General features: G+C 47.9%; 26 protein-coding genes and 1 pseudogene. 18 read left to right on the top strand and 9 right to left on the bottom strand.

Features of this window, described 5'->3' with window-relative positions:
* Nucleotides 1-104: 104 nt before the first annotated feature.
* The 3 genes from I8U19_RS03610 (at nucleotide 105) to I8U19_RS03620 (ending at nucleotide 4197) form a co-directional block, all read left to right on the top strand.
* Complete coding sequence (locus I8U19_RS03610) at nucleotides 105-1361, top strand: family 16 glycosylhydrolase (RefSeq protein WP_033101006.1); 1257 nt, start codon at nucleotides 105-107, stop codon at nucleotides 1359-1361.
* 269 nt (nucleotides 1362-1630) lie between these two features.
* A complete protein-coding gene (locus I8U19_RS03615) occupies nucleotides 1631-2761 on the top strand; it encodes an NADH-dependent flavin oxidoreductase (RefSeq protein WP_033101007.1) in 1131 nt (376 codons plus the stop codon).
* Nucleotides 2762-3129: 368 nt separating this feature from the next.
* Nucleotides 3130-4197 carry a glycoside hydrolase family 64 protein gene (locus I8U19_RS03620; RefSeq protein WP_198055210.1) on the top strand — a complete coding sequence of 356 codons (1068 nt, stop codon included), beginning with the start codon at nucleotides 3130-3132 and terminating at the stop codon, nucleotides 4195-4197.
* Nucleotides 4198-4487: 290 nt separating this feature from the next.
* Here the strand turns inward: I8U19_RS03620 and I8U19_RS03625 are convergent, their stop codons facing one another.
* Nucleotides 4488-4874: a helix-turn-helix domain-containing protein gene (locus I8U19_RS03625; protein WP_052154183.1), complete on the bottom strand. Its 387-nt coding sequence runs from the start codon at nucleotides 4872-4874 to the stop codon at nucleotides 4488-4490.
* A gap of 225 nt (nucleotides 4875-5099) precedes the next feature.
* Here I8U19_RS03625 and I8U19_RS03630 point away from each other — a divergent pair, with 225 nt between their 5' ends.
* Together I8U19_RS03630 and aspA are read left to right on the top strand one after the other, a co-directional pair.
* Nucleotides 5100-6107 carry an asparaginase gene (locus tag I8U19_RS03630; RefSeq protein ID WP_198055211.1) on the top strand — a complete coding sequence of 336 codons (1008 nt, stop codon included), beginning with the start codon at nucleotides 5100-5102 and terminating at the stop codon, nucleotides 6105-6107.
* Between the two features lie 7 nt (nucleotides 6108-6114).
* Nucleotides 6115-7542, top strand: coding sequence for an aspartate ammonia-lyase (aspA, locus tag I8U19_RS03635; RefSeq protein WP_198055212.1), 1428 nt, complete (start codon nucleotides 6115-6117; stop codon nucleotides 7540-7542).
* A gap of 262 nt (nucleotides 7543-7804) precedes the next feature.
* On the opposite strand, the gene I8U19_RS03640 is transcribed toward aspA, so the two are convergent.
* Complete coding sequence (locus tag I8U19_RS03640) at nucleotides 7805-8476, bottom strand: N-acetylmuramoyl-L-alanine amidase family protein (RefSeq protein ID WP_198055213.1); 672 nt, start codon at nucleotides 8474-8476, stop codon at nucleotides 7805-7807.
* A gap of 334 nt (nucleotides 8477-8810) precedes the next feature.
* On the opposite strand from I8U19_RS03640, the gene I8U19_RS03645 reads away from it, so the two are divergent.
* Nucleotides 8811-9185: a carboxymuconolactone decarboxylase family protein gene (locus tag I8U19_RS03645; RefSeq protein ID WP_198055214.1), complete on the top strand. Its 375-nt coding sequence runs from the start codon at nucleotides 8811-8813 to the stop codon at nucleotides 9183-9185.
* A gap of 310 nt (nucleotides 9186-9495) precedes the next feature.
* On the top strand, nucleotides 9496-10170 hold the full coding sequence (bluB, locus tag I8U19_RS03650) for a 5,6-dimethylbenzimidazole synthase (RefSeq protein WP_232337213.1): 675 nt from the start codon (nucleotides 9496-9498) through the stop codon (nucleotides 10168-10170).
* A 93-nt stretch (nucleotides 10171-10263) separates the two neighbouring features.
* Here the strand turns inward: bluB and cotJC are convergent.
* The 3 genes and pseudogenes from cotJC to I8U19_RS03665 form a co-directional block, all read right to left on the bottom strand.
* Nucleotides 10264-10494: pseudogene (gene cotJC, locus I8U19_RS03655) on the bottom strand (spore coat protein CotJC); the annotation flags it as partial.
* 14 nt (nucleotides 10495-10508) lie between these two features.
* Complete coding sequence (locus I8U19_RS03660; protein ID WP_033101012.1) at nucleotides 10509-10763, bottom strand: spore coat protein CotJB; 255 nt, start codon at nucleotides 10761-10763, stop codon at nucleotides 10509-10511.
* On the bottom strand, nucleotides 10760-11014 hold the full coding sequence (locus I8U19_RS03665) for a spore coat associated protein CotJA (protein ID WP_081943843.1): 255 nt from the start codon (nucleotides 11012-11014) through the stop codon (nucleotides 10760-10762). The genes I8U19_RS03660 and I8U19_RS03665 overlap by 4 nt, the downstream gene beginning before the upstream one ends.
* 249 nt (nucleotides 11015-11263) lie before the next feature.
* Here I8U19_RS03665 and I8U19_RS03670 point away from each other — a divergent pair, with 249 nt between their 5' ends.
* The 4 genes from I8U19_RS03670 (at nucleotide 11264) to I8U19_RS03685 (ending at nucleotide 14199) form a co-directional block, all read left to right on the top strand.
* The gene (locus I8U19_RS03670; protein WP_033101013.1) at nucleotides 11264-11479 is read left to right on the top strand and encodes an alpha/beta-type small acid-soluble spore protein; all 216 of its coding nucleotides are present in this window, start codon (nucleotides 11264-11266) and stop codon (nucleotides 11477-11479) included.
* Nucleotides 11480-11630: 151 nt separating this feature from the next.
* The gene (locus I8U19_RS03675; RefSeq protein WP_198055216.1) at nucleotides 11631-13193 is read left to right on the top strand and encodes an acetate--CoA ligase; all 1563 of its coding nucleotides are present in this window, start codon (nucleotides 11631-11633) and stop codon (nucleotides 13191-13193) included.
* 60 nt (nucleotides 13194-13253) lie between these two features.
* A complete protein-coding gene (locus I8U19_RS03680) occupies nucleotides 13254-13763 on the top strand; it encodes a hypothetical protein (RefSeq protein ID WP_033101015.1) in 510 nt (169 codons plus the stop codon).
* Between the two features lie 124 nt (nucleotides 13764-13887).
* A complete protein-coding gene (locus tag I8U19_RS03685) occupies nucleotides 13888-14199 on the top strand; it encodes a hypothetical protein (RefSeq protein WP_033101016.1) in 312 nt (103 codons plus the stop codon).
* Nucleotides 14200-14202: 3 nt separating this feature from the next.
* On the opposite strand, the gene I8U19_RS03690 is transcribed toward I8U19_RS03685, so the two are convergent.
* Nucleotides 14203-14652 carry a hypothetical protein gene (locus tag I8U19_RS03690; protein WP_033101017.1) on the bottom strand — a complete coding sequence of 150 codons (450 nt, stop codon included), beginning with the start codon at nucleotides 14650-14652 and terminating at the stop codon, nucleotides 14203-14205.
* 78 nt (nucleotides 14653-14730) lie between these two features.
* Here I8U19_RS03690 and I8U19_RS03695 point away from each other — a divergent pair, with 78 nt between their 5' ends.
* Nucleotides 14731-15858: a S8 family peptidase gene (locus I8U19_RS03695; RefSeq protein ID WP_052154185.1), complete on the top strand. Its 1128-nt coding sequence runs from the start codon at nucleotides 14731-14733 to the stop codon at nucleotides 15856-15858.
* Between the two features lie 156 nt (nucleotides 15859-16014).
* A complete protein-coding gene (locus I8U19_RS03700) occupies nucleotides 16015-17988 on the top strand; it encodes a peptidoglycan D,D-transpeptidase FtsI family protein (RefSeq protein WP_052154186.1) in 1974 nt (657 codons plus the stop codon).
* Between the two features lie 300 nt (nucleotides 17989-18288).
* Here I8U19_RS03700 and I8U19_RS17580 read toward each other — a convergent pair whose 3' ends face one another.
* Entirely contained in the window at nucleotides 18289-18633 is a 345-nt protein-coding gene (locus I8U19_RS17580; protein ID WP_198055217.1) for a gamma-type small acid-soluble spore protein, read from the bottom strand.
* 92 nt (nucleotides 18634-18725) lie between these two features.
* Between I8U19_RS17580 and asd the strand changes: the two genes are divergently transcribed.
* From asd to I8U19_RS03720, 3 genes are all read left to right on the top strand, one after another.
* Nucleotides 18726-19616, top strand: coding sequence for an archaetidylserine decarboxylase (gene asd, locus I8U19_RS03710; RefSeq protein ID WP_052154187.1), 891 nt, complete (start codon nucleotides 18726-18728; stop codon nucleotides 19614-19616).
* On the top strand, nucleotides 19588-20193 hold the full coding sequence (locus I8U19_RS03715; RefSeq protein ID WP_033101019.1) for a rhomboid family intramembrane serine protease: 606 nt from the start codon (nucleotides 19588-19590) through the stop codon (nucleotides 20191-20193). The genes asd and I8U19_RS03715 overlap by 29 nt, the downstream gene beginning before the upstream one ends.
* Before the next feature lie 117 nt (nucleotides 20194-20310).
* Nucleotides 20311-21552, top strand: coding sequence for an MFS transporter (locus tag I8U19_RS03720; RefSeq protein ID WP_198055218.1), 1242 nt, complete (start codon nucleotides 20311-20313; stop codon nucleotides 21550-21552).
* Nucleotides 21553-21599: 47 nt separating this feature from the next.
* On the opposite strand, the gene I8U19_RS03725 is transcribed toward I8U19_RS03720, so the two are convergent.
* The gene (locus tag I8U19_RS03725; protein WP_033101020.1) at nucleotides 21600-21926 is read right to left on the bottom strand and encodes a DUF4870 domain-containing protein; all 327 of its coding nucleotides are present in this window, start codon (nucleotides 21924-21926) and stop codon (nucleotides 21600-21602) included.
* A gap of 110 nt (nucleotides 21927-22036) precedes the next feature.
* Here I8U19_RS03725 and I8U19_RS03730 point away from each other — a divergent pair, with 110 nt between their 5' ends.
* Nucleotides 22037-22519 carry a gamma-glutamylcyclotransferase family protein gene (locus tag I8U19_RS03730; protein WP_052154189.1) on the top strand — a complete coding sequence of 161 codons (483 nt, stop codon included), beginning with the start codon at nucleotides 22037-22039 and terminating at the stop codon, nucleotides 22517-22519.
* Between the two features lie 17 nt (nucleotides 22520-22536).
* Nucleotides 22537-23946, top strand: coding sequence for an aldehyde dehydrogenase (locus I8U19_RS03735; RefSeq protein ID WP_198055219.1), 1410 nt, complete (start codon nucleotides 22537-22539; stop codon nucleotides 23944-23946).
* 47 nt (nucleotides 23947-23993) lie between these two features.
* Here I8U19_RS03735 and I8U19_RS03740 read toward each other — a convergent pair whose 3' ends face one another.
* Nucleotides 23994-24842 (bottom strand): sulfurtransferase, encoded by an 849-nt coding sequence (locus tag I8U19_RS03740; protein WP_198055350.1) that lies wholly within the window; start codon nucleotides 24840-24842, stop codon nucleotides 23994-23996.
* Between the last annotated feature and the right edge of the window lie 103 nt (nucleotides 24843-24945).

The raw sequence follows: 24945 nt of genomic DNA on the forward strand, positions 1-24945 counted from the left end.
AGGCTTCTCCACTTGGGAATGCGTCTGTTTGACATCCAAGTCGCTTTTCGGAATACCCTGTTTCTTGTTTTCTGATTTTTTCCGGCATAAAAGGAGGTATACGCATGTTCTTGAAGAAGGCATTCTCTGCAGGAATATGTTTCCTGTCCCTGGTAACCACCTTGTCATGCGGGTTTATGACAACTTCACCCAAGCAGACGGAAGCGGCCGGCTCATGGGTGCAAGTCTGGGGAGATGAATTTAACGGCAACAGCGTTGATAGTTCCAAGTGGAATTTTGAAATCGGCCCCGGACCCAATAACGAACTCCAACTCTATACCCCGAATAACGTTCATTTTGAAAGTGATCCTAACAACAGCGGAAACAAATATTTGGTTATTGAAGCCAAACGGGAAAACCAGGTATACAATGGTCGGACCTTTAACTATACTTCCTCAAGACTGAACACTTCAGGCAAATTTGATTTCAAATACGGCAAAATCGAAATGAGAGCGCAACTTCCGAAGGGGCAGGGAATGTGGCCGGCCTTTTGGATGCTGGGCAGCAATTACAGTCAGGCAGGCTGGCCCGATTGCGGGGAATTGGACATTATGGAATACGTGGGAAAAACCCCATCCACGGTTTATGGAACCCTGCATGGACCCAATTACTTCGGGTCGACGGGAATCGGCGCCTATCATGACACGTCCGACACGATCAGCACCCAGTTCCATACGTATACGGTGGAATGGGAACCAAATGTGATCAGATGGTATGTGGATGGCCAATTGTATCAGGTAAGGACGCCGCAAGATCTCGATGGACGCAAGTGGGTCTTTGACCATAATTTCTTTATCATCCTGAATTTGGCCGTGGGCGGGGATTGGCCTGGTTCCCCGGATAACACCACCATCTTCCCGCAAGATTACAAAATTGATTATGTCCGGGTTTATCAGCGCCAAAACAATGATTATGAGCCGGCTCCCGCGAAAAACTTCATTGCTTTGAAAGCGGCTGCCAACGGAAAGTTCGTGACAGTGGACAAGTTTGTCGGTGACCACAAGCTCCGCGCCAACCGCGATAGTGCCAGCGTGTGGGAAATGTTTGAAGTCAAAGATCTGGGGAATGGCAAAGTGGCGCTGTTGTCCTCGACCGATTACAAATACGTTTCCGTCAAGCCGGATGGCTCCGTCTACGCCGATAAAGAAACGGTCGGACCATGGGAAACTTTCCAGGTGGAAACCCAGGCAAACGGAAAAAAGGCACTTAAAAATATTGGAAATAACGAGTATCTGAGTGCGGATCTGAATCTGGATTCGGTACTGGTGGCAAACCGTCCGACGGCCAGTACATGGGAGCAATTTGACTTCGTGCAAAAATAGGCCAATCCTTTGCCGGTTTTCTCAATTCCCTGTGGGGAAGTTCCCTGCTTCCCCGCGGGGAGGATGACACCATTAAGCAGAGGGGACGAGTGCTTTTCAGCTGCGACCTTTGCGGCGAAGAAGCCGGAGAAAAGAGAAGCATCAAATACATTGGGACCCCTGCTTTGGATCTTTGTCAACAGGCTGCGGGTTCAATGTTCGGTACATTGAACCCTTTATTGTTTGCTCAGGGGATGTACTCCGTTACTCGTGAAAGGAAGGTTTAACAGTTGATAAAAAAATACGAGCCGATTTTCAAACCCTTTACTTTTCCCTCCGGAATTACCATTCGCAATCGTATTCTGATGGCTCCGTTGACAACTGCTTCGGCATTTGAAAACGGAATGGTTACACAGGACGAGCTTGCGTTTTATGAAAAACGTTCAGGCGGTGCGGGCGCGCTCATTACTGCCTGTGCTTATGTCGAAAAAATAGGAAAAGCCGTTGCCGGAGGTTTCAGTGCGGATTCTGACAAAATGATTCCCAGCCTGAGAAAAGTGGCCAAATCCATTCAAGGTAAAGGTTCCAAAGCGATCTTGCAAATTTTTCATGGTGGGAGCATGGTTTCACCTCAGACGATTGGAGGAGAAACGCCGGTAAGTGCCAGTGCTGTTCGGGCAGCAAGGGATTGGACCGTTACCCCCAGAGAAATGACGGAACAAGAAATTGACAATGTCATCAAAGCTTTCGGGGAAGCAACACGTCGGGCGATTGAAGCGGGTTTTGACGGGGTTGAAATTCATGGAGCCAATATGTACCTTATACAACAATTCTTTTCTCCGTATTCAAACCGACGGACAGATCAATGGGGAGGGACGCTGGAAAAAAGAATGCGATTTCCGCTAGCCGTCGTGAAATCCGTTTTAAACACGGTAAAAAAACATGCGAAAAATCCATTTCTTGTCGGGTATCGCATTTCACCGGAGGAAGCGGAAGAGCCGGGGATTACAATTGAAGATACCTTTCAATTGCTTGATAAATTGGCAGAGGAAAATCTCGATTATATTCACCTCTCGATCGGAGAACTGTGGAAAGGTTCAATCCGCAACAAAGAAGAAACTGAACCTTTGCTTCTTCGTATCCATGAGCGCATTGGTGACAAGATCCCGTTGATCGGCGTGGGGTCTGTCTGGCATCCGGATGAGGTCCTGCAAGCATTGGAAAAAGGGATTCCATTGGTAGCGCTGGGCCGTGCACTGATTGTCGAACCTGAATGGGTTCAAAAAGTGCAAAAAGGGAGAGTCAATGCAATTCGTAAAAGCTTGTCCGCTCAAGATAAAGAAAAATTGGTCATTCCCGATCCCATGTGGGAAGGTTTTTCAGCAATTCCGGGATGGCTTCCCATCAGGGAAGATCAATAAGGCCGGATGATCGTGAATTTTCAATAAAATGTGCCGGATGTCCTGTACATAAACAAATGACGCTTTAAATGCCTTAATGATTTCCTGAACATTTTTTTGATGTGCGGGAAGGAAACAAGCTGTCTGTAGGGTCAGGACAGCTTGTTTAAGCTCTTCATGAATGCACAAAGACTGAATTGGGGTTAAATTCATAAATTAATTATTGAAATAAATAAAATTATATGAAATAATATTATTAATTAATTTAATTTTCCAACCTGAAAGGGGGTGTGGAAGTTCGTTTTTTTCTAATAACATTATGGATTTGAGAGTTTCCCGGCCGTCCTCGTTATGCATCTTAAATCCATGTCCGACAGGAGGTCTTGCGAATGGTTAAAAAAATCGTTGCTTTGTGTGCGATCATCACTTCACTGGTAATATTCCCGTCCATACCGCAGTCCACCGCGGCTGTCTCCAATTCCATCTACTCGATTCCCGCCTCGTCCATCCCGTTCCCGACCGGAAACGGGGTGCTGTCCGTCAAGGTCATGAATGGAACGAACGGAGCTTATGCCGATGACCAAATCTATTGGGGGGTTCTGGGCATCGATCCATCCACCGGCCGTTGGAGTTACTTGGATTTAAACGGCAACCTGCAACCTATTTCCACTGCCTTGAATGATGCTCCCGGTCACTTGACGAAAAATGGGAACAATTATGCGAACATTTACCATAAAATCAGTGACGCAGAATGGATAAATCTTCCCAAAATCACCTCCGGGAGAATGTTCTTGTGTGTTGGCTCCCCCTGCTACATCAAAACATATGACAACGGATTTGCCGGTCCCGATATCAACAATCCAACTGATCCCAACCGTGATGTTTATTTTGATTTTGTCGAATTTACCGTCAATGATTCGGGATATCATGGAAACACAACGCGGGTGGATGGATTCGGCTTCCCCATTCAGCATCGCCTTGTGAACAAATCCGGCTCATATGACCGGACAGTGGGCGAATTGGAAACGGAAACCCGTTCAGGATTGTTCGAAAAATTTGTCAATGAAGTTCCTTCTGAATTCAAGTCGCTCGCTACGGTGCAATCTCCTTACCGGATCGTGGCCCCCATTCACGGCTCCTTTGCAGCGGGCGGGCCCAATGCCAATTACTTTGCCGGCTATTCCAACTTACCCACACAAGATATTTTACGGTGCGACGGAGCTGCTTCCGATGCGCAAACCTGTGCTGCCATCAACCGCCATGTCTACACGGAAAGCGACTGGAACAATGTCAGCCGCTATTATCAGGCAGCTCCGGCCAACTACTACGCCAAATTTTGGCATGATCACAGCATTGATCATCTCGCCTACGGCTTTGCCTACGACGATGTGAACGGACAAGCTTCCTATCTTGAAGTAAATGATCCCAAAGGCTTGATTATCCGCGTAGGTTGGTGATGCCCCCCTTCAGGGGGGTCACCGGGTTTTTCCGGTAAAACCGCTCTTGGATTTCCGTTATAAACACGAAATGACTTGAGACTCCTTTTTGGGCTCAAGTCATTTTTTTATTTCCAGAGAACATACGCGGGAAGGGTTCCTGTACCGCCGCTTCTTGAACAGGGCGGATGCAGCTGCGTTGCATCGGAATTTTTTGAAAGGATCATTGACGGACAAAAGCGAACGATTTAGATTTTTGCGAGCAGTAAAACCCTTGCTTAGCGGTGGAGATGCGTCTTTGACAGAGGGATTTACCAATTTTTTTGTGTTTGCGCATCAGGAGTCTGCAAGCCTTCGATTTCCCGCTTTGATCTGATAAAGGCAATTAACTGGTTTATTTCCCCGTCCGAAAGGGGTTTGCCGTCTACTGTCAGTTTGATTTCGGATAATTGGGTGAGTTCGAGTTCCTGTATGTTTTCTTTCTCGGGATGAAAAGTTTCTGTATCTACACGGCCGAGCAGATAGTCGACCGAGGTTTCAAACAGATCAGCCATTAATTTGATCGCTTCCAATGAGGGACGGCGATATCCTGATTCGTATCCGGCATAGGTGCTTTTGGCGATTCCCAGCTGGTCGGCCGTATATTGCAGTGACCACTTTTTTCGCTTTCTCAATTCTATCACTCTGTTTAAAATCATGGCCTTCCCCCTTATATCGAACCTCATTATAATTTTCTTCTTTTGTTAAGATACCACAAAAGTACGCGAAATGAATAAAGTTTTGTTGATTTTCCCGGATACTCTCCCTATAATTACTCTTGGAGTTCGCGTTTAGCGTACATTATAGACTGCGATTCAAAAGTTTATCTTTGCCTGTTTTAAGGATGGAGCCTGAACGCTGTCTTTTAGATCGGGGTGGAGGATATGAAAAAACTGCTGTTGCTGGCCACCGGTGGAACCATCGCCTCCCTGAAAGGGGAAGAAGGGCTGGCTCCCGGAATGAAAGCTGAAGAACTTTTGGGATTCTTGCCGAAAGAACACCCGGATTACCATATTGAAAGCAAACTTTTGATGAATATTGACAGTACCAACATGCAACCTGAGTTCTGGGTGAAAATAGCAGAGGCCGTCGCTGATCATTACGATCACTACGACGGATTTGTCATCACCCATGGAACGGATACAATGGCCTATACATCTGCAGCCCTTTCCTATATGTTGCAAAACGCGGCAAAACCGATTGTGGTCACCGGCTCCCAGGTTCCGATCAGTTTTAATCGAACCGATGCCAAGAAAAATATTGCCGATGCGATCCGGTTCGCCTGTGAAGATATCGGGGGAATCTTTGTTGTTTTTGACGGCAGGGTTATCCAGGGAACCAGGGCGGTTAAATTGAGAACCAAGAGTTATGATGCTTTTGAGAGCATTAATCATCCTTATATCGCTTATATAAACGGATCAAAAGTGACTTATAACAATCCTGTTCGTCCGCCAAGGCACGGTAAACTTCAGTTTAATCCTTCACTGTGTCCGGATGTGTTTTTGATGAAATTGGTTCCTGGTGCGAAACCGGAGCTCTTTGATTATCTGAAGCATTTATACAAGGGTGTTATTATTGAGAGTTTCGGAAGCGGGGGAATCCCCTTTCAGGGCAGAAACCTTCTTCCGAAATTGCAGGAGCTGATCGCTTCAGGGGTTGCGGTTGTGATCACCACTCAATGTCTGGAAGAAGGGGAAGATTTGACCCTGTATGAAGTCGGCAGAAAAGCGGCTCAAAATAAAATTATTCTTTCCGGAGATATGAATACCGAGGCCATTGTTCCGAAAATGATGTGGGTTCTTGGTCAGACAAATGATTTGCAAGAGGTGAAGCGGATGATGGAATCGCCGATTGCAAATGACATAACCCTTAAATACGAAGAAGAGAGTTGATAGGCGGATGAGTGATCAAGAGCTTTATCGAACGGAAAAAGATTTTCTCGGAGAAAAGAAAATTCCCGCCGATGTCTACTATGGCATTCAGACATTGCGGGCAAAAGAAAACTTTCCGATCACCGGATATCACCTGCACCACTCCTTGATTTGCGCCATTGCGATGGTAAAAAAAGCTGCCGCCCTCGCCAATATGGAAATCGGCCGGCTCAATCCGCGCTTGGGAAAAGTCATTCTCACCGCGGCTCAAGAAATTATCGACGGGAAGTGGCATGATCAATTTGTGGTTGATCCGATTCAGGGGGGAGCCGGAACCTCCATCAACATGAATGCCAATGAAGTGATTGCCAATCGGGGACTCGAACTTTTGGGCGAGCAAAAGGGGAATTATTTTATGTTAAGCCCGAACACGCATGTAAATATGTCCCAATCCACCAACGATGCATTTGCCACTGCCATTCGGATTGCAACACTGAGTCTCCTGGAAAAACTGCTTGATACAATGGAATCTATGCATGGTGTGTTGAAATCCAAGGCAAAAGAATTTGACCATGTCATAAAAATGGGGCGAACCCATCTGCAAGATGCCGTTCCCATCCGTCTGGTTCAAGAATTTGAAGCGTACAGCCGGATGCTGGAGCGTGACATCAAGCGAATTAAACAGTCACGACAACATTTATATGAGGTGAATATGGGGGCGACTGCGGTCGGTACAGGATTAAATGCCGATCCCCGCTATATCGGGAGTGTAGTGAAACATCTCTCTGAAATCAGCGGGTTCCCATTGGTAAGTGCTGAACATCTTGTGGATGCCACGCAGAATACGGATGCCTATACGGAAGTTTCTGCGGCATTGAAAGTATGTATGATGAACATGTCCAAAATCGCGAATGATTTACGGTTGATGGCTTCCGGACCTCGTGCGGGATTTTCCGAGATCAGGTTGCCGGCCCGTCAGCCCGGTTCATCCATCATGCCCGGCAAAGTAAATCCGGTGATGGCTGAAGTCATCAATCAGGTGGCATTTCAGGTCATTGGCAACGACCATACCATTTGTCTGGCTTCTGAAGCCGGTCAGCTTGAATTGAACGTCATGGAACCTGTTCTCGTATTTAACTTGCTTCAATCCATCACGATCATGAATAATGCTTTCCGTGTTTTCACTGATTACTGCCTGGCGGGAATTGAAGCGAATGAGGAAAAGCTAAGGGAATATGTGGAAAGCAGCGTCGGTGTGATTACCGCAGTCAATCCCCATATAGGCTATGAAGTTGCCGCAAGAATTGCACGGGAGGCCATCCTTACCGGCCAATCCGTTCGTGAATTATGCTTGAAATATGATGTCTTAACTGAAGAAGAATTGGATCTGATCCTGGACCCCTATGAGATGACGCATCCCGGAATCGCCGGAGCTTCTTTGCTTGACAAAGAGTAGGGGATTTGATTCTTTCCGCTTGTGGGAAATACGCCCATCGCTTGCTGACAAAGTCTGTTTGCTTCACAGGCCGGCAAGCGTGCCATCTGCGGCCGGGATCCTGCGCAACCGAACAGTGTTTGCTTCTGTTTCGCGATGTTGGTGATCTTCCGGATCCGGCCCCCGGTTTTGCCTTCGTCATGAAATCAAGAAGAATTGCAGAAAGCCACCCGGATGAGAATGATTCCGGGCGGCTTTTTTTGATTGCCACCAACACCGGTTTTTACAGCTTTTTCAACTGGATCTCTTGTGCATGTTTGCGAACTGCTTCCAATACGGCATCAACGATCTTGGATTCATAGGCTGTATCATAAACAGCTTGGCCATCCACGGTAATCCGGTACATCGCCGGTTTTTTTCTCAATTGAAATACTGAAGCGACACCCTCAACAATGGCATTTGCTAAACCATCCAAAAATGAGGAGTCCCGGAGCAATTCGTTTTCTCTTTGATTGGATATAAATAAGTTTTCAAGCAGGATGGCGGGCATCGATGTTTCTCTCAATACAGCAAAATTGGCCTGTTTTTTGCCTCGATCATGAATTTGATATTGGGTCAGATACTGCATGATATGTTTATGGATCTCGTCTTGGTAACGCACTGTTGAACTGGAGGCGTTCGGATGAATATAAGATTCAAAGCCATTGGCTGATGGACTGGCTGAGTTATTGTGGATCGAGATAAACAGATCACAATTGCGTTTATTGGCAAAATCCGCTCGTTCGTTCAATTCTATGAAACGGTCATCCCACCTGGTTAAAGATACCGTTACATCCTGATACTTTCCGAAATGGTCATTGATTTTTTTTGATAGTTCCAAAACGACGTCTTTTTCATTTAAACCAAAGCCTGTGGCCCCGCTATCCTTACCGCCGTGGCCGGGATCAATCACCACATATGCGCCCATCCGCTCTACCTCCCGCAAAATTTAATTAAGATTCTTTGTTTTACCAATCTGCCATAAAAAATATTGAAAAAATTTGGTTTATTCCTTCTCTCTTTTATTATACCCCAACAAACGGGGACTGGATTGCGCGAATGTACAACGCTGTTCCTGGTAATTTCATAATTGTTTTATAACAAAAGGCAGGTTTTTTGGTATTTGCACAGTTTGTTTTCCATGCCGAAAAAGAATAATGGTCCGGTACTGTCCTGACCAATTCAAAGGATAAAAAGAGGATTAATTTCTCACATTAAATAAGGATACCAAAGCGAAGGAAGTGAAGATCATGGATGCCCAATCAACATTTCAACATGATTCGGTTCAACAGCATTTAATCCATTATAAGGAAGGGCTTGGCAAATTCGCGGGAAAGATGCCGGATCTTGTACGGGCTTACAATGAATTTACGTCGCATTGTTTTCAGGAGGGGGAAATTCCCCTGAAATACAAGCATCTTATCGCATTGGCCATCAGTCTCCATGCTCAGGATGAGTACTGCATGGTTTACCATTCCAAAGGGTGCATCGATCAAGGATGCACGGAAAAGGAAATATTGGAAGCGGTTGGCGTGGCGGCTGCCATCGGTGGAGGGGCAGTGATGAGCCAAGGAGTCACCCTTTTGCAAAAATGCCTCAATGAGTTCAATCAAGGAGTGCATTAAGCGGCTGGGGAGAAAGCACTGCTTTTGCCGCCATCCTGTCCAATAAGGAGAACGTATAAGGGATACAAGCTAAAAAGCCCGGGATGGTTCGATTTATCGCAAAGTTTTCCGGGCTTTCCACTTATGGTGCGAGCTTTGCGCCTTTTTTGAATCTATCTAATATTCGTTGTAAAATTGGCAACAGGTGATGGATTGGACATGTCCGGAATGCAGGTGTTCATGAAAACCGAGACATTAATGCCGCTTAATGTATTCTGCAAGAAAGCCGGGTTTGTCAGTCATTACCAGTTTTGGATGGGGAGGCGTTTTCTTGAGCGATACTTTTTCCAAAGCGGAGCAGGAAGTTGTTTATCGGGTGATTCGTGCCCGGCGGGATATTCGCCACTTTTCGGGCCGCCCGGTTCCGGAAAGGGTGCTCCTGCGGATTTTGCAAGCAGCCCATCATGCCCCCTCCGTCGGGTTTATGCAACCGTGGAATTTTATCCTGGTTCATTCAAAAGAGATTCGCGAACAGATTAAGAGTTCATTTGAAGAGATGAACGCTGATCAGCTTAAACAGATTTCCGAAACAGATCGAAAAGAATTGTACAGCCGTTTGAAGCTGGAAGGAATCATGGAGGCGCCTGTCAATCTGGCCGTCACTTGTGACCGAAACCGGGATGCCCCGTTTGTTTTGGGGCGGGGGCCCATGCCGGAAACCGATTTGTTCAGCACCTGTTTGGCAATTCAAAACATGTGGCTGGCTGCGAGGGTGGAAGGCGTCGGCGTTGGCTGGGTCAGCATTCTCAACCGTGAGAGAGTCGAAGAAATTTTAGGGCTTCCTCCGGGAATCAGGCTGGTGGCCTATCTGTGCATCGGATATCCGGTGGAATTTCGTGAAAAGCCGATGCTGGAAGAATTGGGTTGGAAGTCGCGGATGGATTTGAAGTCATTGATCTATGAAAATCAGTGGGGGCAGGGATTGAAATCGTTCCATCTGGATTGAGGCGATCAGAATGACATGTCGGATGTCTGTGCATTTTTTCCCCGTGTGCGGAAAAACAAGCGTTTTCAAAGGTATCCATAATGCATACGTTCATTTATAAACCATGGTGGCGATCATTTCCAAATGAGCAAACTCTTCTGTGCCGATGTCGGTCAACAGCCCTTTCACCTTGTCAGGCAGGGTATAGCGTTGGTTCAAGTAACGAAGGGCGGCTGAGAGTTCTCCGTCTGCCCCTCCGTACTGTTCAATGAGGTACTTGGCCAGTTGGGGATTGCATTTGCTAACGCGAACCGGATATTGCAGCTTTTTTTCGTAGATCCACACAAAAATCAGCCTCCTTAGATTTCCCAGGGCCAGGGACCTTCATTCCAGCCGTTGGGATACTGATTCATGCTTTGGCCGAAGTTGCGCAGAGGTCCGTAGTGTTCTTCATATGTACGTGCTATTTTTTTCCGTTCGTTCACGTACCAGTTGAATTGCTGCAATGCTTCCAGATCGCTGGGATGCGTATCGAGATAAAGATTCAGTTCCACCAGAACAAAATCGATCTCCTGTAACTGCCGCAGCAGTTCACGCTGGTGTTTTTGGTTCATGAATCATCACCTTTTTGCCATTTTGGTTTATGGTAGGGGCTGTACAGAATCGGCCATAGGGTTCCGTGGATGAGTGCTTCACTTGGAGGGAATTGGGGAAGGCAGGGTGGTTGGAAACCTAAAAACAGATTTGGAGGTACGACATACCTTTTTTTACGTATCGGGATACAAGGGTCATCGGGACTGACATAGGGGCACCACACTCGTTCCTGATGAGTAAAAGGATTTGGAATGCGCCTGAATTTGCTCATTCCGACCCACCTTTCTGGCGATATGAAAAGTTTCTTACAAAAATATATGATTTACATTGCATTTTATTCGTAATGGTTGTGTTTCAATTGACCCATTGCCTTCGATTTCTTTTTTTGCAAAGCGTTTGCGGAGCACCTTCAAATGATGGCCTTCTGGTGCAATTCCTCCATCTTATCCAATTTTTCCTACGTATTGATTGAAGCAAAAAACGCATGATAAGAACAACAAAGCCAAGGAGGTGAAAACACATGGCACAACAATCTCGCAGCCGTAGTTCCAACCAATTGCTGGTCGCTGGTGCTGCTCAAGCTCTTGATCAAATGAAATTTGAGATTGCTCAAGAGTTTGGTGTTCAACTTGGTCCTGATACCACTTCCCGCGCCAACGGTTCTGTCGGGGGAGAAATCACCAAACGCCTCGTTTCGATGGCTGAGCAACAACTTGGCGGAGGCTTCGTTGGTTAATCTCAATTGAATAAGCTGGTTTCTGAATGCGGTGGCCGGCCCGGTCACCGCAATTATTTTGCTGCAAGAAGGGATTTTTGGTTTTTTAATAGAATAATTTTGATTGTTCGATGTCATGATCACAGATTTTTATTACTCGGGAGGGATAAGGATGACAGAATTTTATAACATTGCAAATGATATTGACCGGCATGCTGACAAAGACCGGGTGGCCATTCGCTGGATGAATGAAAATGGGGACAAGCGAATCGTTACATATCAGGAATTGAAAGAAAAGTCAGATGAATTGGCATCTGCATTTATAAAGGAAGGATTGGTCAAAGGCGACCGGGTTCATATTTTGTTGCCGAGGGTACCCGAAGCGTATATCGCCTATCTCGCTTGTCTCAAAGCAGGTTTGGTGATTTTGCCCGGATCCGAAATGCTCAGGGCCGGTGATATTGCGTATCGGATGAAGCATGCTGAAGTGAAAGCGGTCATCGCCGATGAAAGCTTGACGGAGAGAGTTGATGAAGCTGCGTCAGATACTGGTTTGTCCTTTAAGCGGTATGTGCGCGGGCAGGCGCATAAAGATTGGATTTCCTTAAGCGGTTTGCAAGGCGATTCCGAAATCCGGCTGCCGCAGACGCGCCCGGATGATATCGCTTTCATTTCCTATACTTCCGGCACGACAGGGGGACCAAAAGGAGTGATTCACCACCATAGCTGGGCGATCGCCCACCAGCAGACAGCGACCGGATCCTGGCTTGATCTTCACCAAGGGGATATTGTTTGGGCCACTGCCGGGCCGGGCTGGGCCAAGTGGATTTGGAGCCCGTTCGTCTCGACGCTGGGGGCGGGGGCGACCGCTTTTGTGTATCAAGGAGCGTTTCATCCGGAAAAATATCTCCGGTTATTGCAGGATCAAAAGGTGAATGTACTCTGCTGCACGCCGACAGAATATCGCATGATGGCGAAAACGGAAAAGCTGGAAAGGTTTGATCTCTCGCATCTGCGGGTTGCCGTCAGCGCAGGGGAACCTTTAAACCGGGAAGTGATTGACACATTTGAAAAAGTTTTCGGTATACGGGTGCGTGATGGATACGGGCAGACGGAAAATACATTGCTCATCGCGACATTGAAAGATATTCCCCCGAAACTGGGATCGATGGGAAAACCGACTCCGGGAAACCGCGTGTCAATCATCAATGATCAGGGCGAGGAAGTAAAGGCGGGAGAAGTGGGGCATATCGCCGTGCATCGTTCTTCCCCGGCGTTGTTTAAAGGGTATTACCGGGATCCCGAGCGCACAGAAGCGGCATTCATCGGGGATTGGTATATCACCGGCGACCGGGCGCGAAAAGATGAGGAAGGTTATTTCTGGTTTGAAGGAAGGGCCGATGATATTATTATCAGCAGCGGCTACACGATTGGGCCGTTTGAAGTGGAAGATGCGCTGGTCAAACATCCGGCCGTGAAAGAGTGCGCCGTCGTTGCCAGCCCTGATCCCGTGCGCGGCTCCATTGTAAAAGCGTTTGTCATTCTGAAGGAAAATGTGGAACCGGGGGAAGAATTGGTCAAAACCTTGCAGAACCATGTAAAAACGGTGACCGCTCCTTATAAATACCCGCGGGAAATCGAATTTGTCGACTCGCTGCCCAAAACGACAAGCGGAAAAATCCGCAGGGTGGAGTTGCGGGAACTGGAGAAACAGAGAAAGAATGCCGGGGCTTGATGGGAAATCTGAAAGTTCGATATAATAAGTGGGACTTGGACTTTAAAAGGAGAAAAAGACATGAAAGTGTTTACACACGGCAGCAATATCAACTTTGCCTGTTCGGCCCGGGAGATGACCGGAAGTGAACTGGAACGCCTGATTCACGAGTACCAACAGGAGTACCGTGAGCTGCTGTTTGGAAAAATTGATTTGGAACAAAGCGAAATTTATGTATACGGCACTTTGGAGGAAGCGGTGATCAATGAGGATGGAGACCGCTGCCGTTTCCGTTACCGCTCCGAACAGGGAGAAGGGATGGAGGAACATCCTTTTGATCAGCTGCTGTTAAGCCAGGAAGCCCACTTCGACATCATCGATGAGAAAAAGGGACGCACAGGTTACCGCGTGCTTTATGTCACCTTTTTGGAAGACGGTGAGGACAGGGAAACAAGTTATTTTTTCGCTGATGCCAACGGGGTCAGCCAGCCTCTTGCCTGCGTGGCCGAATTTTGGCAGCAGGTGATTGACATCGGACGGGATGTCGATTTTACGATGACCGGCTGTTCAAGAGAATGCGGGTGTGAATAAAAAAAGGGTAGAAGCCGACAGGGTTTCTGCCCTTTTTTTATTTGCATGGGTGAATAACGTGTGAATGTTGCTGCGCATTTCATACTACTAAGATAAACGTGCGCTGGGATGGGAGGGAAGCAAGTTGGCTACACGTCCTTCAAAAAAAGAGTTTGCCGATTGGATCAATACCTTGACGGGTTCCGAAGTCATGACCGAAAAGAAACTGGATCAAATTTTGTTTAATGCAAAAAAGAGCGTGCAGAAACAGGGGATGAATGGTCTGTTTGAGTATATGCGCCAGTTGCTGGGTTTACCGATCTCGGATGAATTCATGCAGCATATTCTTGAACGTCTCAGTTCGCCGGACGGAGCATCTGCATTATTTCAGGAATTTCAATTAAATGTTCCGGCAGAGATCCGGAAGGCCACCAAGAAAAACAACAAGAAAAAATAATTTTTACCACTTCTTCTTTCCTTTTTGTTTCATCACTTCTCTGACAATTTCCCTCATCGCCGGGGAATTGAAAATATCGTAGAGACTGTCCCCCGTCAGGTTTTGCCCGCTTTCCATCTTGTTGTCATTACTGTTTTGCCCTTGTTTAGCCGGAGTTTTCGTAACGTTGTTTTTGTTTGAACCGGCGTTTCCTCCCTGAGAATTGGTGCTTTTTTGCGTCTGTGTCCGATTCAGATTCGCCAAAGATTGGATCATCTTCATGAAGGCACCTTTGTCACTTAGCGCCGTGTTTAAAGAATGGAGTGCATGCAAGATCTCTTCCACGTTCATTGTCGTTTTGGAAAGGTTGCCCACCCATTTGTGGATTTGCGTCCAATAATCGGCGGGATCATCGCCAGCGATCAGATTGAGGAGCTCTTCAGGCAACGGGGGGATTTCCTTCTTTTTATCCATCTCATGCCACCTCCCTTTCCGCCTGTTAAAAAATATATTCACTTTTTGGGCAATGAGTGAAGATGGGAGTGAAAAGCGATGTCTAATCCAAAATGGCTGCTCCCTTCATCAGATCAAGCAATACATCGGAGACGGCGGGTTCGAAAAATTTTTTATCTCCGGGACGGAACCCAGCTCGATCGTTATGTGGAGGATATGAAACGGTCAGGGATACGGCCGATTCGTTTTCTCACTCATTTGGGGATCGTCATCGGTGAATATTTTACGCCTTCCGCTTCGCATGTGATGGATGGACATCCGGCGGTGGAGTATACAGAACAGGATATTCGCATAACCATAACCGAACCGATTGTGGGGACGGTCACTCCCCCCTATGAACAAAAGATTCCCTGGGGGGTAGCCATGGTTGATGCCCCGAAGGTTTGGCCGATCAGCCGGGGGCGCGGGGTGCGAGTAGCGGTTATCGACACGGGAATTGCTGCCGATCATCCGGCAATCCGCGATAACTACAAGGGGGGAATCAATATTTTATCCCCGCATTTTTCCCCGACAGACTATAATGGCCATGGCACCCATGTGGCGGGGATCATCGCCGGCAGAATGGCGGAAACAGGAATTGTGGGCGTGGCCCCGCGCACGCATCTGTACGCGGTCAAAGCGTTCAACCGCAAGGGAAGTGCCAATTTGTCCGATCTGTTGAGCGCGATCAACTGGTGCATTGAAAATAAAATGCAAATCATCAACATGAGTTTCGGCATGGATAAATTAAGCGAATCACTGAAACAAGCAATACAAATTGCCCATCGTAAAGGGATTATCATGGTGGCCGCAACCGGAAACCAAGGATTGACGGCGAAAATTGATTTCCCGGCGCGCTATCCGGAGACGATTGCGGTCACTTCTGTCTCAAAAGACGGAAATCTCTCTTTTTTCAGCAATTACGGCAAAGGGGTTGACCTCGCTGCTCCTGGAGATCGAATTCCCTCTGCCTGGTTAAACAATTCCAAACGGGAAATGAGTGGAACGTCAATGGCAGTTCCGCATGTTACCGGAACGATCGCACTTTTATATCATCTCAATCCATCGCTGAATCCGGAACAGATCCGCTACATTCTGACACAAACTTCAATCAAATCGGGAAAAATCGGCATCGGTGTGATCAACTCATATCAGGCCATAAAGTTTTACCGGAAATTCTGGAGCTGAAAAATTCGTTTGTCCCGCAGCCTGCACCATATGTGACTGCGGGACATTATCGTCAAAGAAGGTTGGAAAACCGCTTCTCTGTCCCGGCATTTTTTGTGATAAACTAATACTCGTATCTAAATTAAGCATTAGACAAATAAAGGGTTGATCATTGCAATGAAGAAATTAAAGCAAAGATCAGCTTTAAATGGGCTGTTTTCACAGCGCTTGCAAAGTTTATGGTTGATCGTCGTCTTGCTTTTTGTCATCCTTACCCTGCGCCTGAGCTGGATTCAACTCGGGTCAGGAGAAAAGTACAACCAGTTGGCTGTGGAAAATAACTTCAAACAGATTCCCATCGTGGCTCCGCGGGGAAAAATGTATGACCGGTCAGGCAAGCTTCTGGTCGGAAACCAGTCGCTCTATTCCGCCATTTATCTGGAACCGGACAGCAGCCCCGAAGAAAAAATGGCCACGGCGAAACATCTGGCCCAAACGCTGCACATGCCGCTCGCCGATGTCTTAAGTGCAATGGATATCGGCCGGGATGCTCACGGCAAGCATGTGATGCGGAAACAGCCGCCGTATTATCCGAAAAAAATCAAGGACCGGCTCACTTCCGAAGAGGTGGTCAAAATCTCGGAGAATCCGGATCTGTTCCCCGGAGTCAATATCTTCACCGAGCCGCTTCGCCAATACCGAAACGATACCTTTGCTGTACAGACGATCGGGTATGTACGCCCCTACGCCGGCGCGAAAGAAACGATGGACAAATACAAACAAGCGGATGGCAAGTCAAATCAAGGCGGGTATGTGGACTGGGAACAGGTCGGGGTAGACGGTCTGGAGTACAGTTACCAAGATGTATTGCGCGGGCAAAACGGCTATCGTCTGGTCCGGGTCAATTCGACCGGCAAACTGGTCGATGTGCTGAAAGAGGTAGAACCGAAGCCGGGAGACAATCTTTATCTGACCCTGGATGAGAAAATGCAACTGGGGGCGGAGAAGTTCATCGCCGACCAACTGAAGAAACTGCAAACGTCTGGTGGTTCAAACCGGGCTCCGTACGCCAAAAATGCCTACGCTGTCGCAATGGAAGTCAAGACCGGGAAAATCCGCGCCATGGTCAGTTACCCTGATTACGACCCCAACATATGGAATGATCGGGTAACGGAAAAAGATTACCGCAATCTCAGCTATGTGATCCGGAATGGCACTATCCGCGAGGCACCGTATGATGCGCGTAATTCCAGTCATCCGGATAAAGAGTATGCCAAACATCCGTTATCGGTTCTTCCTTTGGGTTCAACCTTTAAACCGCTGATGGTGCTGATGGGGCTGTCGAAGGGATTGATTTCCCCGGAAACCGTATGGCGGGATGCCGTTTCATTTTATTACGCTAAGGCGACGCCGCCGATTCATAATTCGGGCGGCCACGATTACGGATATCTCACACCGGAAAAAGCGTTGCAAAAATCCTCAAATACCTTTATGGCCTGGTTGGGAACCCGGTGGTACAAACGGGATGGAATGAAGGTGATTCAGGAGTTTCGCAACTTTACACATCAATTTGGCTTGGGGGTTAAAACAGGTGTTCCTCTCCCAGGAGAGCAGGACGGTTCGGAAGACTACCTGCTCACGGCCAAAAAATATTCGGGTTTGGGCGCGATGGCTTTGGCTTCATTTGGTCAAGCCCAGCGCTATACGACGATGCAGTTGGCCCAATATACGGCAACCCTGGCGAATAAAGGAGAGCGGCTTCAGCCTCAGCTGGTGGATAAAATTGTCAACCCCAATACCCATGAAGAGAAAGTGATCAAACCGAAGGTGTTGAATAAGGTTAACATCAAGCCGGAGGATTACAATACCGTCTTAAAAGGGATGATGGATGTCACGCATGCCGGAGGTACGGCTGCCGGATTGTTTGATGATCTGCCGTTTGAAGTTGCCGCCAAAACGGGAACTTCAGAGCAGGACATTCCCGGCAGAGGAAGAGTGAACAACTCGGTCTTCATCGCTTTTGCTCCGGCAAAGGATCCGAAAATCGCGGTGGCGGTTGTTGTCCCGGAAGGCGGATACGGAGCCACTGCAGCCGGACCGATCGCCAAGTATCTGATCACTTCCTATTACGAACAATTTATGAAAAAATAAGCGGGGTGTATGGGAAGAAGAGACTTCGCCTGTTTCCCCGTTCGGGACTTACTTTTTAACGGTGATGAATGTCGATTGACACATTTGCTTTGGTCAACCTGGGAGAAATGAAACGGATGGGCTTTTAAATTGAGGAACAACCGGCAATTTCGGAGCAAAGACGGAAAATACGCGGTGTTTATTTGCCGCAGAGATACTTGCATTCGTGTCAAAAAGAGCAAATGGAACGGTGCCAACAAGCAGAAATAAGTCCCATCTACCTGAGCAGATGGGACTTATCTGTAAAGAAGTGATACGCAATTATTGTTTGTTTTTTTGAGCCATGGATTGGCTGTTTTGTTGGCGAACTTGTTGTGCGCTAGTTTCGGAAGCGAATTCGTTTTTGTAAGCAGCTGCTTTGGTGTTTTGTCCGGCAGCGGAAGCGAATTCGTTTTGGAAACCTTTGTTTGCAGCGCTTGCGCTTGCTCCGGCAGCGGAAGCAAACTCATTTTGGAAACCTTTGTTTGCAGCACCTGTAGCACTTGCGCTCGTACCGGCAGCGGAAGCAAACTCATTTTTATAGCTTTGATATCCACCCGGGCTTTGTTTGGATGCCTGGTTTTGGGCACGAACTTGTTGTGCATTGGTTTTGCTTTGTTGATCCATTCGTATCACCTCCTGTTAGATAGAGTGCCCGGGGGCAGGTGATTTATTTCTCCCTTTTTTTGCCAAGCTCATCAAAACCAAAGGAGGCTTTTATGAAGCAAACGGTATCAACGATGTTTTGGCGGTGCTTACCGAAAAAAGCAATATCCCGGCTGATGGGGAAGTTTGCCCGGCATCCGCTCAGCCGCCATCTCATACCTGTCTACATCCGTTATTTTGATATTGATCTCGAGCCGGTTCGCAAACCGTTGCATGAATTCCAAAACCTGCTTGATTTTTTTGTCAGGGAACTGACACCTGAAGCCAGGCCGATTGCCGCAGGGGATGACGTGATCGTGAGCCCTGTTGACGGAACCGTTTCCCAGGCCGGGCAGATTGAGAAAGGCACTCTGATTCAGGCGAAAGGGGTAGACTATTCGCTTGATCAGCTTTTGAATGATCACCCTTCCTTCGTCCGCAAATTGCAAGGGGGACAGTTTCTTACCATCTATTTAAGTCCGCGCGATTACCACCGGATTCATATGCCGGTTGAAGGTGTCATTCGTGAATGCTCCTATATTCCGGGGGAATTATATCCGGTGAATGAAACAGGAGTCAACCTGTTTCCGGGTCTGTTTACGATCAATGAACGAATCGTTTCTTACATAGAAACCCAATTCGGCTGGATGGCGCTTGTCAAGGTTGGCGCAACCAACGTCGGCAGCATCAAGGTGGAATATGATGACAATATCGTCACCAACCCCGATTGCAAGTGCGCGGCTTTCCACAAGTGTTATCAGTCACCGCAAGTGCTGGACAAAGGAGCGGAATTGGGCCGGTTTGAATTTGGCTCCACCGTCATTCTGCTGTTTGAACCAAAGAGCATCAAATGGATGATTTCGCCTGAGCCGGGAATCAAATTAAAGATGGGACAGGCCATTGCAGAAGCGGTCAAAAAAAAGGAGGACGACCGGGATGCTTCGCCACACGTTGATTCCCCTTAAGCGCTTTCCGCAGGTTTTCCCCGTTGTGACCAGCATCATCCTTGTTCAAACCATTGTTTTTGTCATGATCCTCCTGTCAGGAAAAGCGAACGATCCCTCGACCTGGGGACGATACGGGGCTTTTGTCGGTTGGCGGATTGATGAAGGGGAATATTGGCGGTTAATTTTTTCACTGTTTGTTCATGTGGATTTCATGCAGTTGTTCGTGGTTGCGCTCTCCATATACATATTGGCTCCGCAGTTGGAATGGTTTTTTGGAAAGCTGCCCTTCTTGTTTCTTTTTTTGGTGACGGGTTTCTTTGGAAATCTGGGCGTTTATCTGATGGGAACCGAAGGGGTTTACACCGGCGCTTTTGAATCGATATACGGCCTTGTCGGTGTTTATCTTTTTTTGTATATCCGCGGGATGATTCATCCGCTCCTCGGCAGGGGATTGCTCGTCATCTTGATCATCAATCTGGTCTTCGATTATCATTTTCTGTTTGCCCATATCCTCGCCCTTTTAAGCGGGTTTGTGTTTGCCGCGATCTTTATTCAATATAAGCAGATGAAAGAAAATCAAGATTCCGAGCAGTAAAAAAGACGGCCGGCATGATGGTGGTGAAAACCGGACATGCCTGGCCGTCATCCGCTTTTACAAAAAAAGTGCATGGTGCAGGAGAGTTCTTGGTTAAGCTAAGACTGGTGAGAGACAATGCACATCTTTGGTAGAACTGACCGGCTTGATCGGGAAGCTTGGTTGCTTTTGCTCATGAGTGGTCTGTTTGCCATCGCATCCGCTCTGTCCAGTTCGTTTGTCAATATTTATTTATGGAAACTAAAAAACGACTGGATTCTGATCAGTTGGTTCAATACCATTCATTATGGCTCAGCCGCTGCCACTTTTGTGTTGGCCGGCTGGATGACCAAGCATATCGAGCGGGTGATTGCAATTCGCTTGGGAGTAGCCGGTTTGTCAGTTTTTTATCTGTCTGTCTTATGGTTGGGCACGAAAGCCGTCGATTATATATTCTGGCTGGGAATTCTGATGGGAGTGGGATCGGGGTTTTTCTGGCTGGCGTTTAATGTTCTCTATTTTGAAATCACCGACCGGAAGAATCGGGATGTGTTTAACGGAGTCAATGGTTTTCTCACATCGGTTGCCGGGATCGTGGCCCCGTTTATTTCCGGTTACATCATCAGCCATATGGGGAAGTTTGCGGGTTACCGCATCATTTTTGCGGTTTCGCTAGCCATCTTCATCAGTGCCGTGATGGTCAGCTTTTTTTTTAAATCCCGCCGCACCCGCGGGGAGTATCAGTTGCTTCCCGTTCTGAAACTGGCCGGGACGCGGGGCAGCAATTGGTACTGGGTGAGTTTGGCCATGGCGGCGCAAGGGTTGCGCGAAGGCATTTTCACCTTTTTGATCAGTTTGCTCGTTTTTGTGGTGACGAAAAATGAATGGGAATTGGGCGGTTTTTTTACGGTACAATCGGCGGTTTCCTGTCTTGGATTTTTTATTGTCAGCCGTTATATGAAACCGGCCCTTCGTTACCGTTTTCTCCTGATCGGGGCGGCGATGATGGGGATTCTCATCCTTCCCCTCGTCGTCTCTCTCAGCAGTGGATCCCTGTGGATTTTGGGGGTCGGCGCTGCCTTTTTCTATCCTTTTTATGCGGCTCCGCTCATGGCCTCCGTCTTTGATGTGATCGGTGCCACGGAGAGAGCGGCGCGGCGGCGGATTGAATGTGTGGTTTCACGGGAATTGGCCCTGAATCTTGGCCGGATCACGGGGATTCTCTTTTTTATCTGGTGGATGAGTACCTTCCCCAATCTTTTTCAGATTCGCTGGTTTGTGCTGATCATCGGATTTACGCAATTGTTGGCCTGGCTGGCCATCCGGCATGTACCTGTCGGAACTGGGGAAATGGTAAAGAAGGTTGCCGGCCGTCCCTGAAGGCGGTGGAAGCATGCGGGCACCCATTTGGGAATGCCCGCTTTTTTCTAATGGCGATGCACGATTCCGCTTGTGACGGGGTAGTGGTAAAGTTGCCCGCCGATCGTGCGAATGACGGCCATGATGGTTGCGCAGAAGGCAAAGAGCGAGATGAGGGGAATCAGCAAAAATCCGATCAGCACCAGCGTCAGAACCGCGCTCACCGCCACGGCGACCAGTGAGAACAGATGAAAAGCGAACGCTTCTTTGGCGTGGTGCTGCACAAAAGGCGAATTTTTTTTCGCCATCATCAAGATGACAGGAAGCAGAAAAGGAAAGAAGAAAAGGCTGGCATGGCATAAAACCGCAAAAATTTTATCTTCCGTTGTAACCATTTGATTCACCTTTCGGATGAAATGAATTAAAATTCAAAATATAGGGTTCGCCTTTTAATCTTCTCTTAAATTTAAACGATGATGGTTTGTTTTACAAGGGAGGAATTCAGGTGATTTATTACTTTGCCTATGGTTCGTGCATGGACGAGCAGAGCTTTGCCCAAACGGTCGGAAAGGATCATTATGAAGTGGCGGGAGCAGCAGTCCTGAAGGATTATCAGCTGGTCTTTAGTGCATTCAGCAAGAAACGGAATGGAGGGGTGGCCGATCTGGTTTTTGCGCCGGGCGAAGAGGTGGAAGGCGTCTTATATCGGATCACGCCTGAAGCATTGGAACCGTTGGATGAGCGGGAGGGGGTTCCGAGCGGCAAATATAAGCGAATGGATGTCCACGTTTGCTTTCAGGAGCAGCTGGTTCGCGCAATGACCTATACGATTGTGAACAAAGAACAGGAAGAGATCAAGCCGAGCAAAGAATATTTGCAGCTGATTTACAACGGAGCGTCCCGCTTTCTCAGCGACGCCTACCGGACGAGATTGGCGGGGGAATGGTCGAGCAAATTCGGCATTTCCGATTTTTTGCAGGAAACATAGTTCCGGTTTGCGTTTGCATGGTTGGAGAGAATTCGGAATGGGAAGGAGTACGGCCAGTGGATCATTTGCGGGAGCTGCTTGCCAAACAGAAGGCTTTTTTTCACGAAGGGAAGACAAGAGAGACACCGGTTCGTTATGAGCGACTCCGCCTCTTGCGTGATGCGATTCGCCGCTATGAACCGGATATTATCACCGCACTGAGAAAAGACCTGAATAAGTCCGAGTATGAAACCTATTTGACGGAATTGGGCGTCATCTATGAAGAAATCAAGTATGTGATGAAACATCTGAAAACGTGGACGAAGCCGAAACGGGTCAAAACTCCTTTGATGCTGTTCGGTTCCAGAAGCTATATCTGTCCCGAACCGTACGGGGTCAGCCTGATCATTTCTCCTTGGAATTACCCGTTTCAACTTACGGTTTCCCCGCTGATCGGTGCCATCGCTGCCGGCAACTGTGTCGTGCTGAAGCCTTCCGAGCTGGCGCCGCATACCGCCAAAGTGATAAACCAGATGCTGACAGGCATTTTTGAGAGCGAGTTCGTCGCAGTCGTGGAAGGTGGCGTTGAGACCAGTTCGGCATTGTTGGATCTGCCGTTTGACCATATCTTTTTTACGGGCAGTACCCGTGTGGGGAAAATCGTGATGGAAAAAGCGGCCCGATCGCTCACTCCGTTCACCTTGGAACTGGGTGGAAAAAGCCCGGTCATCGTCACGGAGGACGCCCATATTGATCTGGCGGCGCGACGGCTGGTGTGGGGGAAATTCATCAACGCAGGGCAAACCTGTGTCGCGCCGGATTTTCTCTATGTTCATGAAAAAGTGAAAGAAGCGTTGATAATTCGGATGAAAACGGAAATTTCCCGTGCTTTCGGCGAAAACCCCCTGGTCAACCCCAATTATACGCGCATTGTCAATGAGCAGCATTTTGCCCGTCTGTCCGGCTTCCTGAACGACGGGAAAGTGATTTATGGCGGGCAAAAGGATGAAGAGAAACTTTTGATCGCCCCTACTTTGCTGGACGAAGTCACATGGGAGATGCCGGTGATGCAGGAAGAAATTTTCGGGCCGATTTTGCCTGTTTTTTCATATCAGGAGATTGACGAGGTTATTCAGGTGATTCGTGAGAAGCCGAAACCCCTGGCTTTATATCTCTTTACGGAAAACAGGGAAACCGGGAAAAAAGTGATCGAATCCGTTTCGTTCGGCGGAGGGGCGATTAACGATACACTGGTTCATCTGGCAACGCCGTACCTGCCGTTTGGTGGCGTGGGCCCGAGCGGAATCGGAAGCTATCACGGCAAATTCAGTTTTGATTGTTTTTCGCACCAAAAGGGCATTGTAAAACAATCGACGAAAATCGATTTCCCGTTTCGTTACCACTTCAGCCAAAGCGGCTTGAAGTTGCTGAAAAAGATGATGAAGTAAAAAAGGGGCAATGATCATGCCCCTTCTTGGCGTTTTCATTGGCTGCCTCAACCGTTGCCTTTTTCCGGCCCTGTCGCAATCGGATTTTCTTTATGGGAAATCCAGTCGCTCCAGCTCCCCGGATAGAGTTTCACCCGCGTAAATCCGGCTTCTTTCAGTGCGAGCACATTGGGCGTGGCTGTTACACCGGAACCGCAGTAAACAATCATTTCCTTATCCTTGGGCAAAGAGGAAAAATGATGTTTCAGTTCCTCTTTGCTTTTCCATTGCCCGTCCGGACGCAAAACATCTTTCCAGAAGAAGTTTACGGCCCCGGGAATATGGCCGGCGACGGGATCAATCGGTTCCTCCAGACCGAGATAGCGGTTAAGTTCCCGCGAGTCGATCAGCAGAGTATCTTGACGGTTCATTTTTTGTTTTACCTCGTCCTGATCCGCAGCCATTTCCGCTATGATGTGCGGTTTAAAGCTGCGCGGTGTGGGGGAGGGAACCTCGGCGGTAACGGGGTAACCGCGTTCTTTCCACAGCTGAAACGTGCCATTCATCACACTGACCTTCGGATGGCCCAGATATGTCAGAAGCCACCAACAGCGGGCAGCCATACATCCTCCCTGATCATCATAGGCGATGACATGAATGTTCTCGTCCACTCCGATCGCGCTCAGAGTCTTGGCCAGGTCTTCGGGGTCCGGCAAGGGATGGCGTCCTCCGTGCTGTTGGATTTTGCCGGACAGATCCTTTTCCAGATCAAGATAAAAGGCACCCGGCAAATGCTCCTGCCGGTAAGCCTTTTCTCCCGCTTCCGGACTGCCGAGCGTAAACCGGCAATCAACGAGCAAAACCCGGGGGTCGTTCAGGTGTTCATGCACCCAGCTCATCTCAACCAAATTCATGATCTTTCCTCCTTCGCTCTCCTCTGAATATTGTAACAAAAAGCACTCGGGCAACATACCCGGGCCCTGGCTGGAAAAATTCAAATGAAAAGGAAATAGTTTACCC

Origin of the sequence: Thermoactinomyces sp. CICC 10523, assembly GCF_016055105.1 — a bacterium.
In the GTDB taxonomy this organism is placed as follows: domain Bacteria; phylum Bacillota; class Bacilli; order Thermoactinomycetales; family Thermoactinomycetaceae; genus Thermoactinomyces_A; species Thermoactinomyces_A daqus.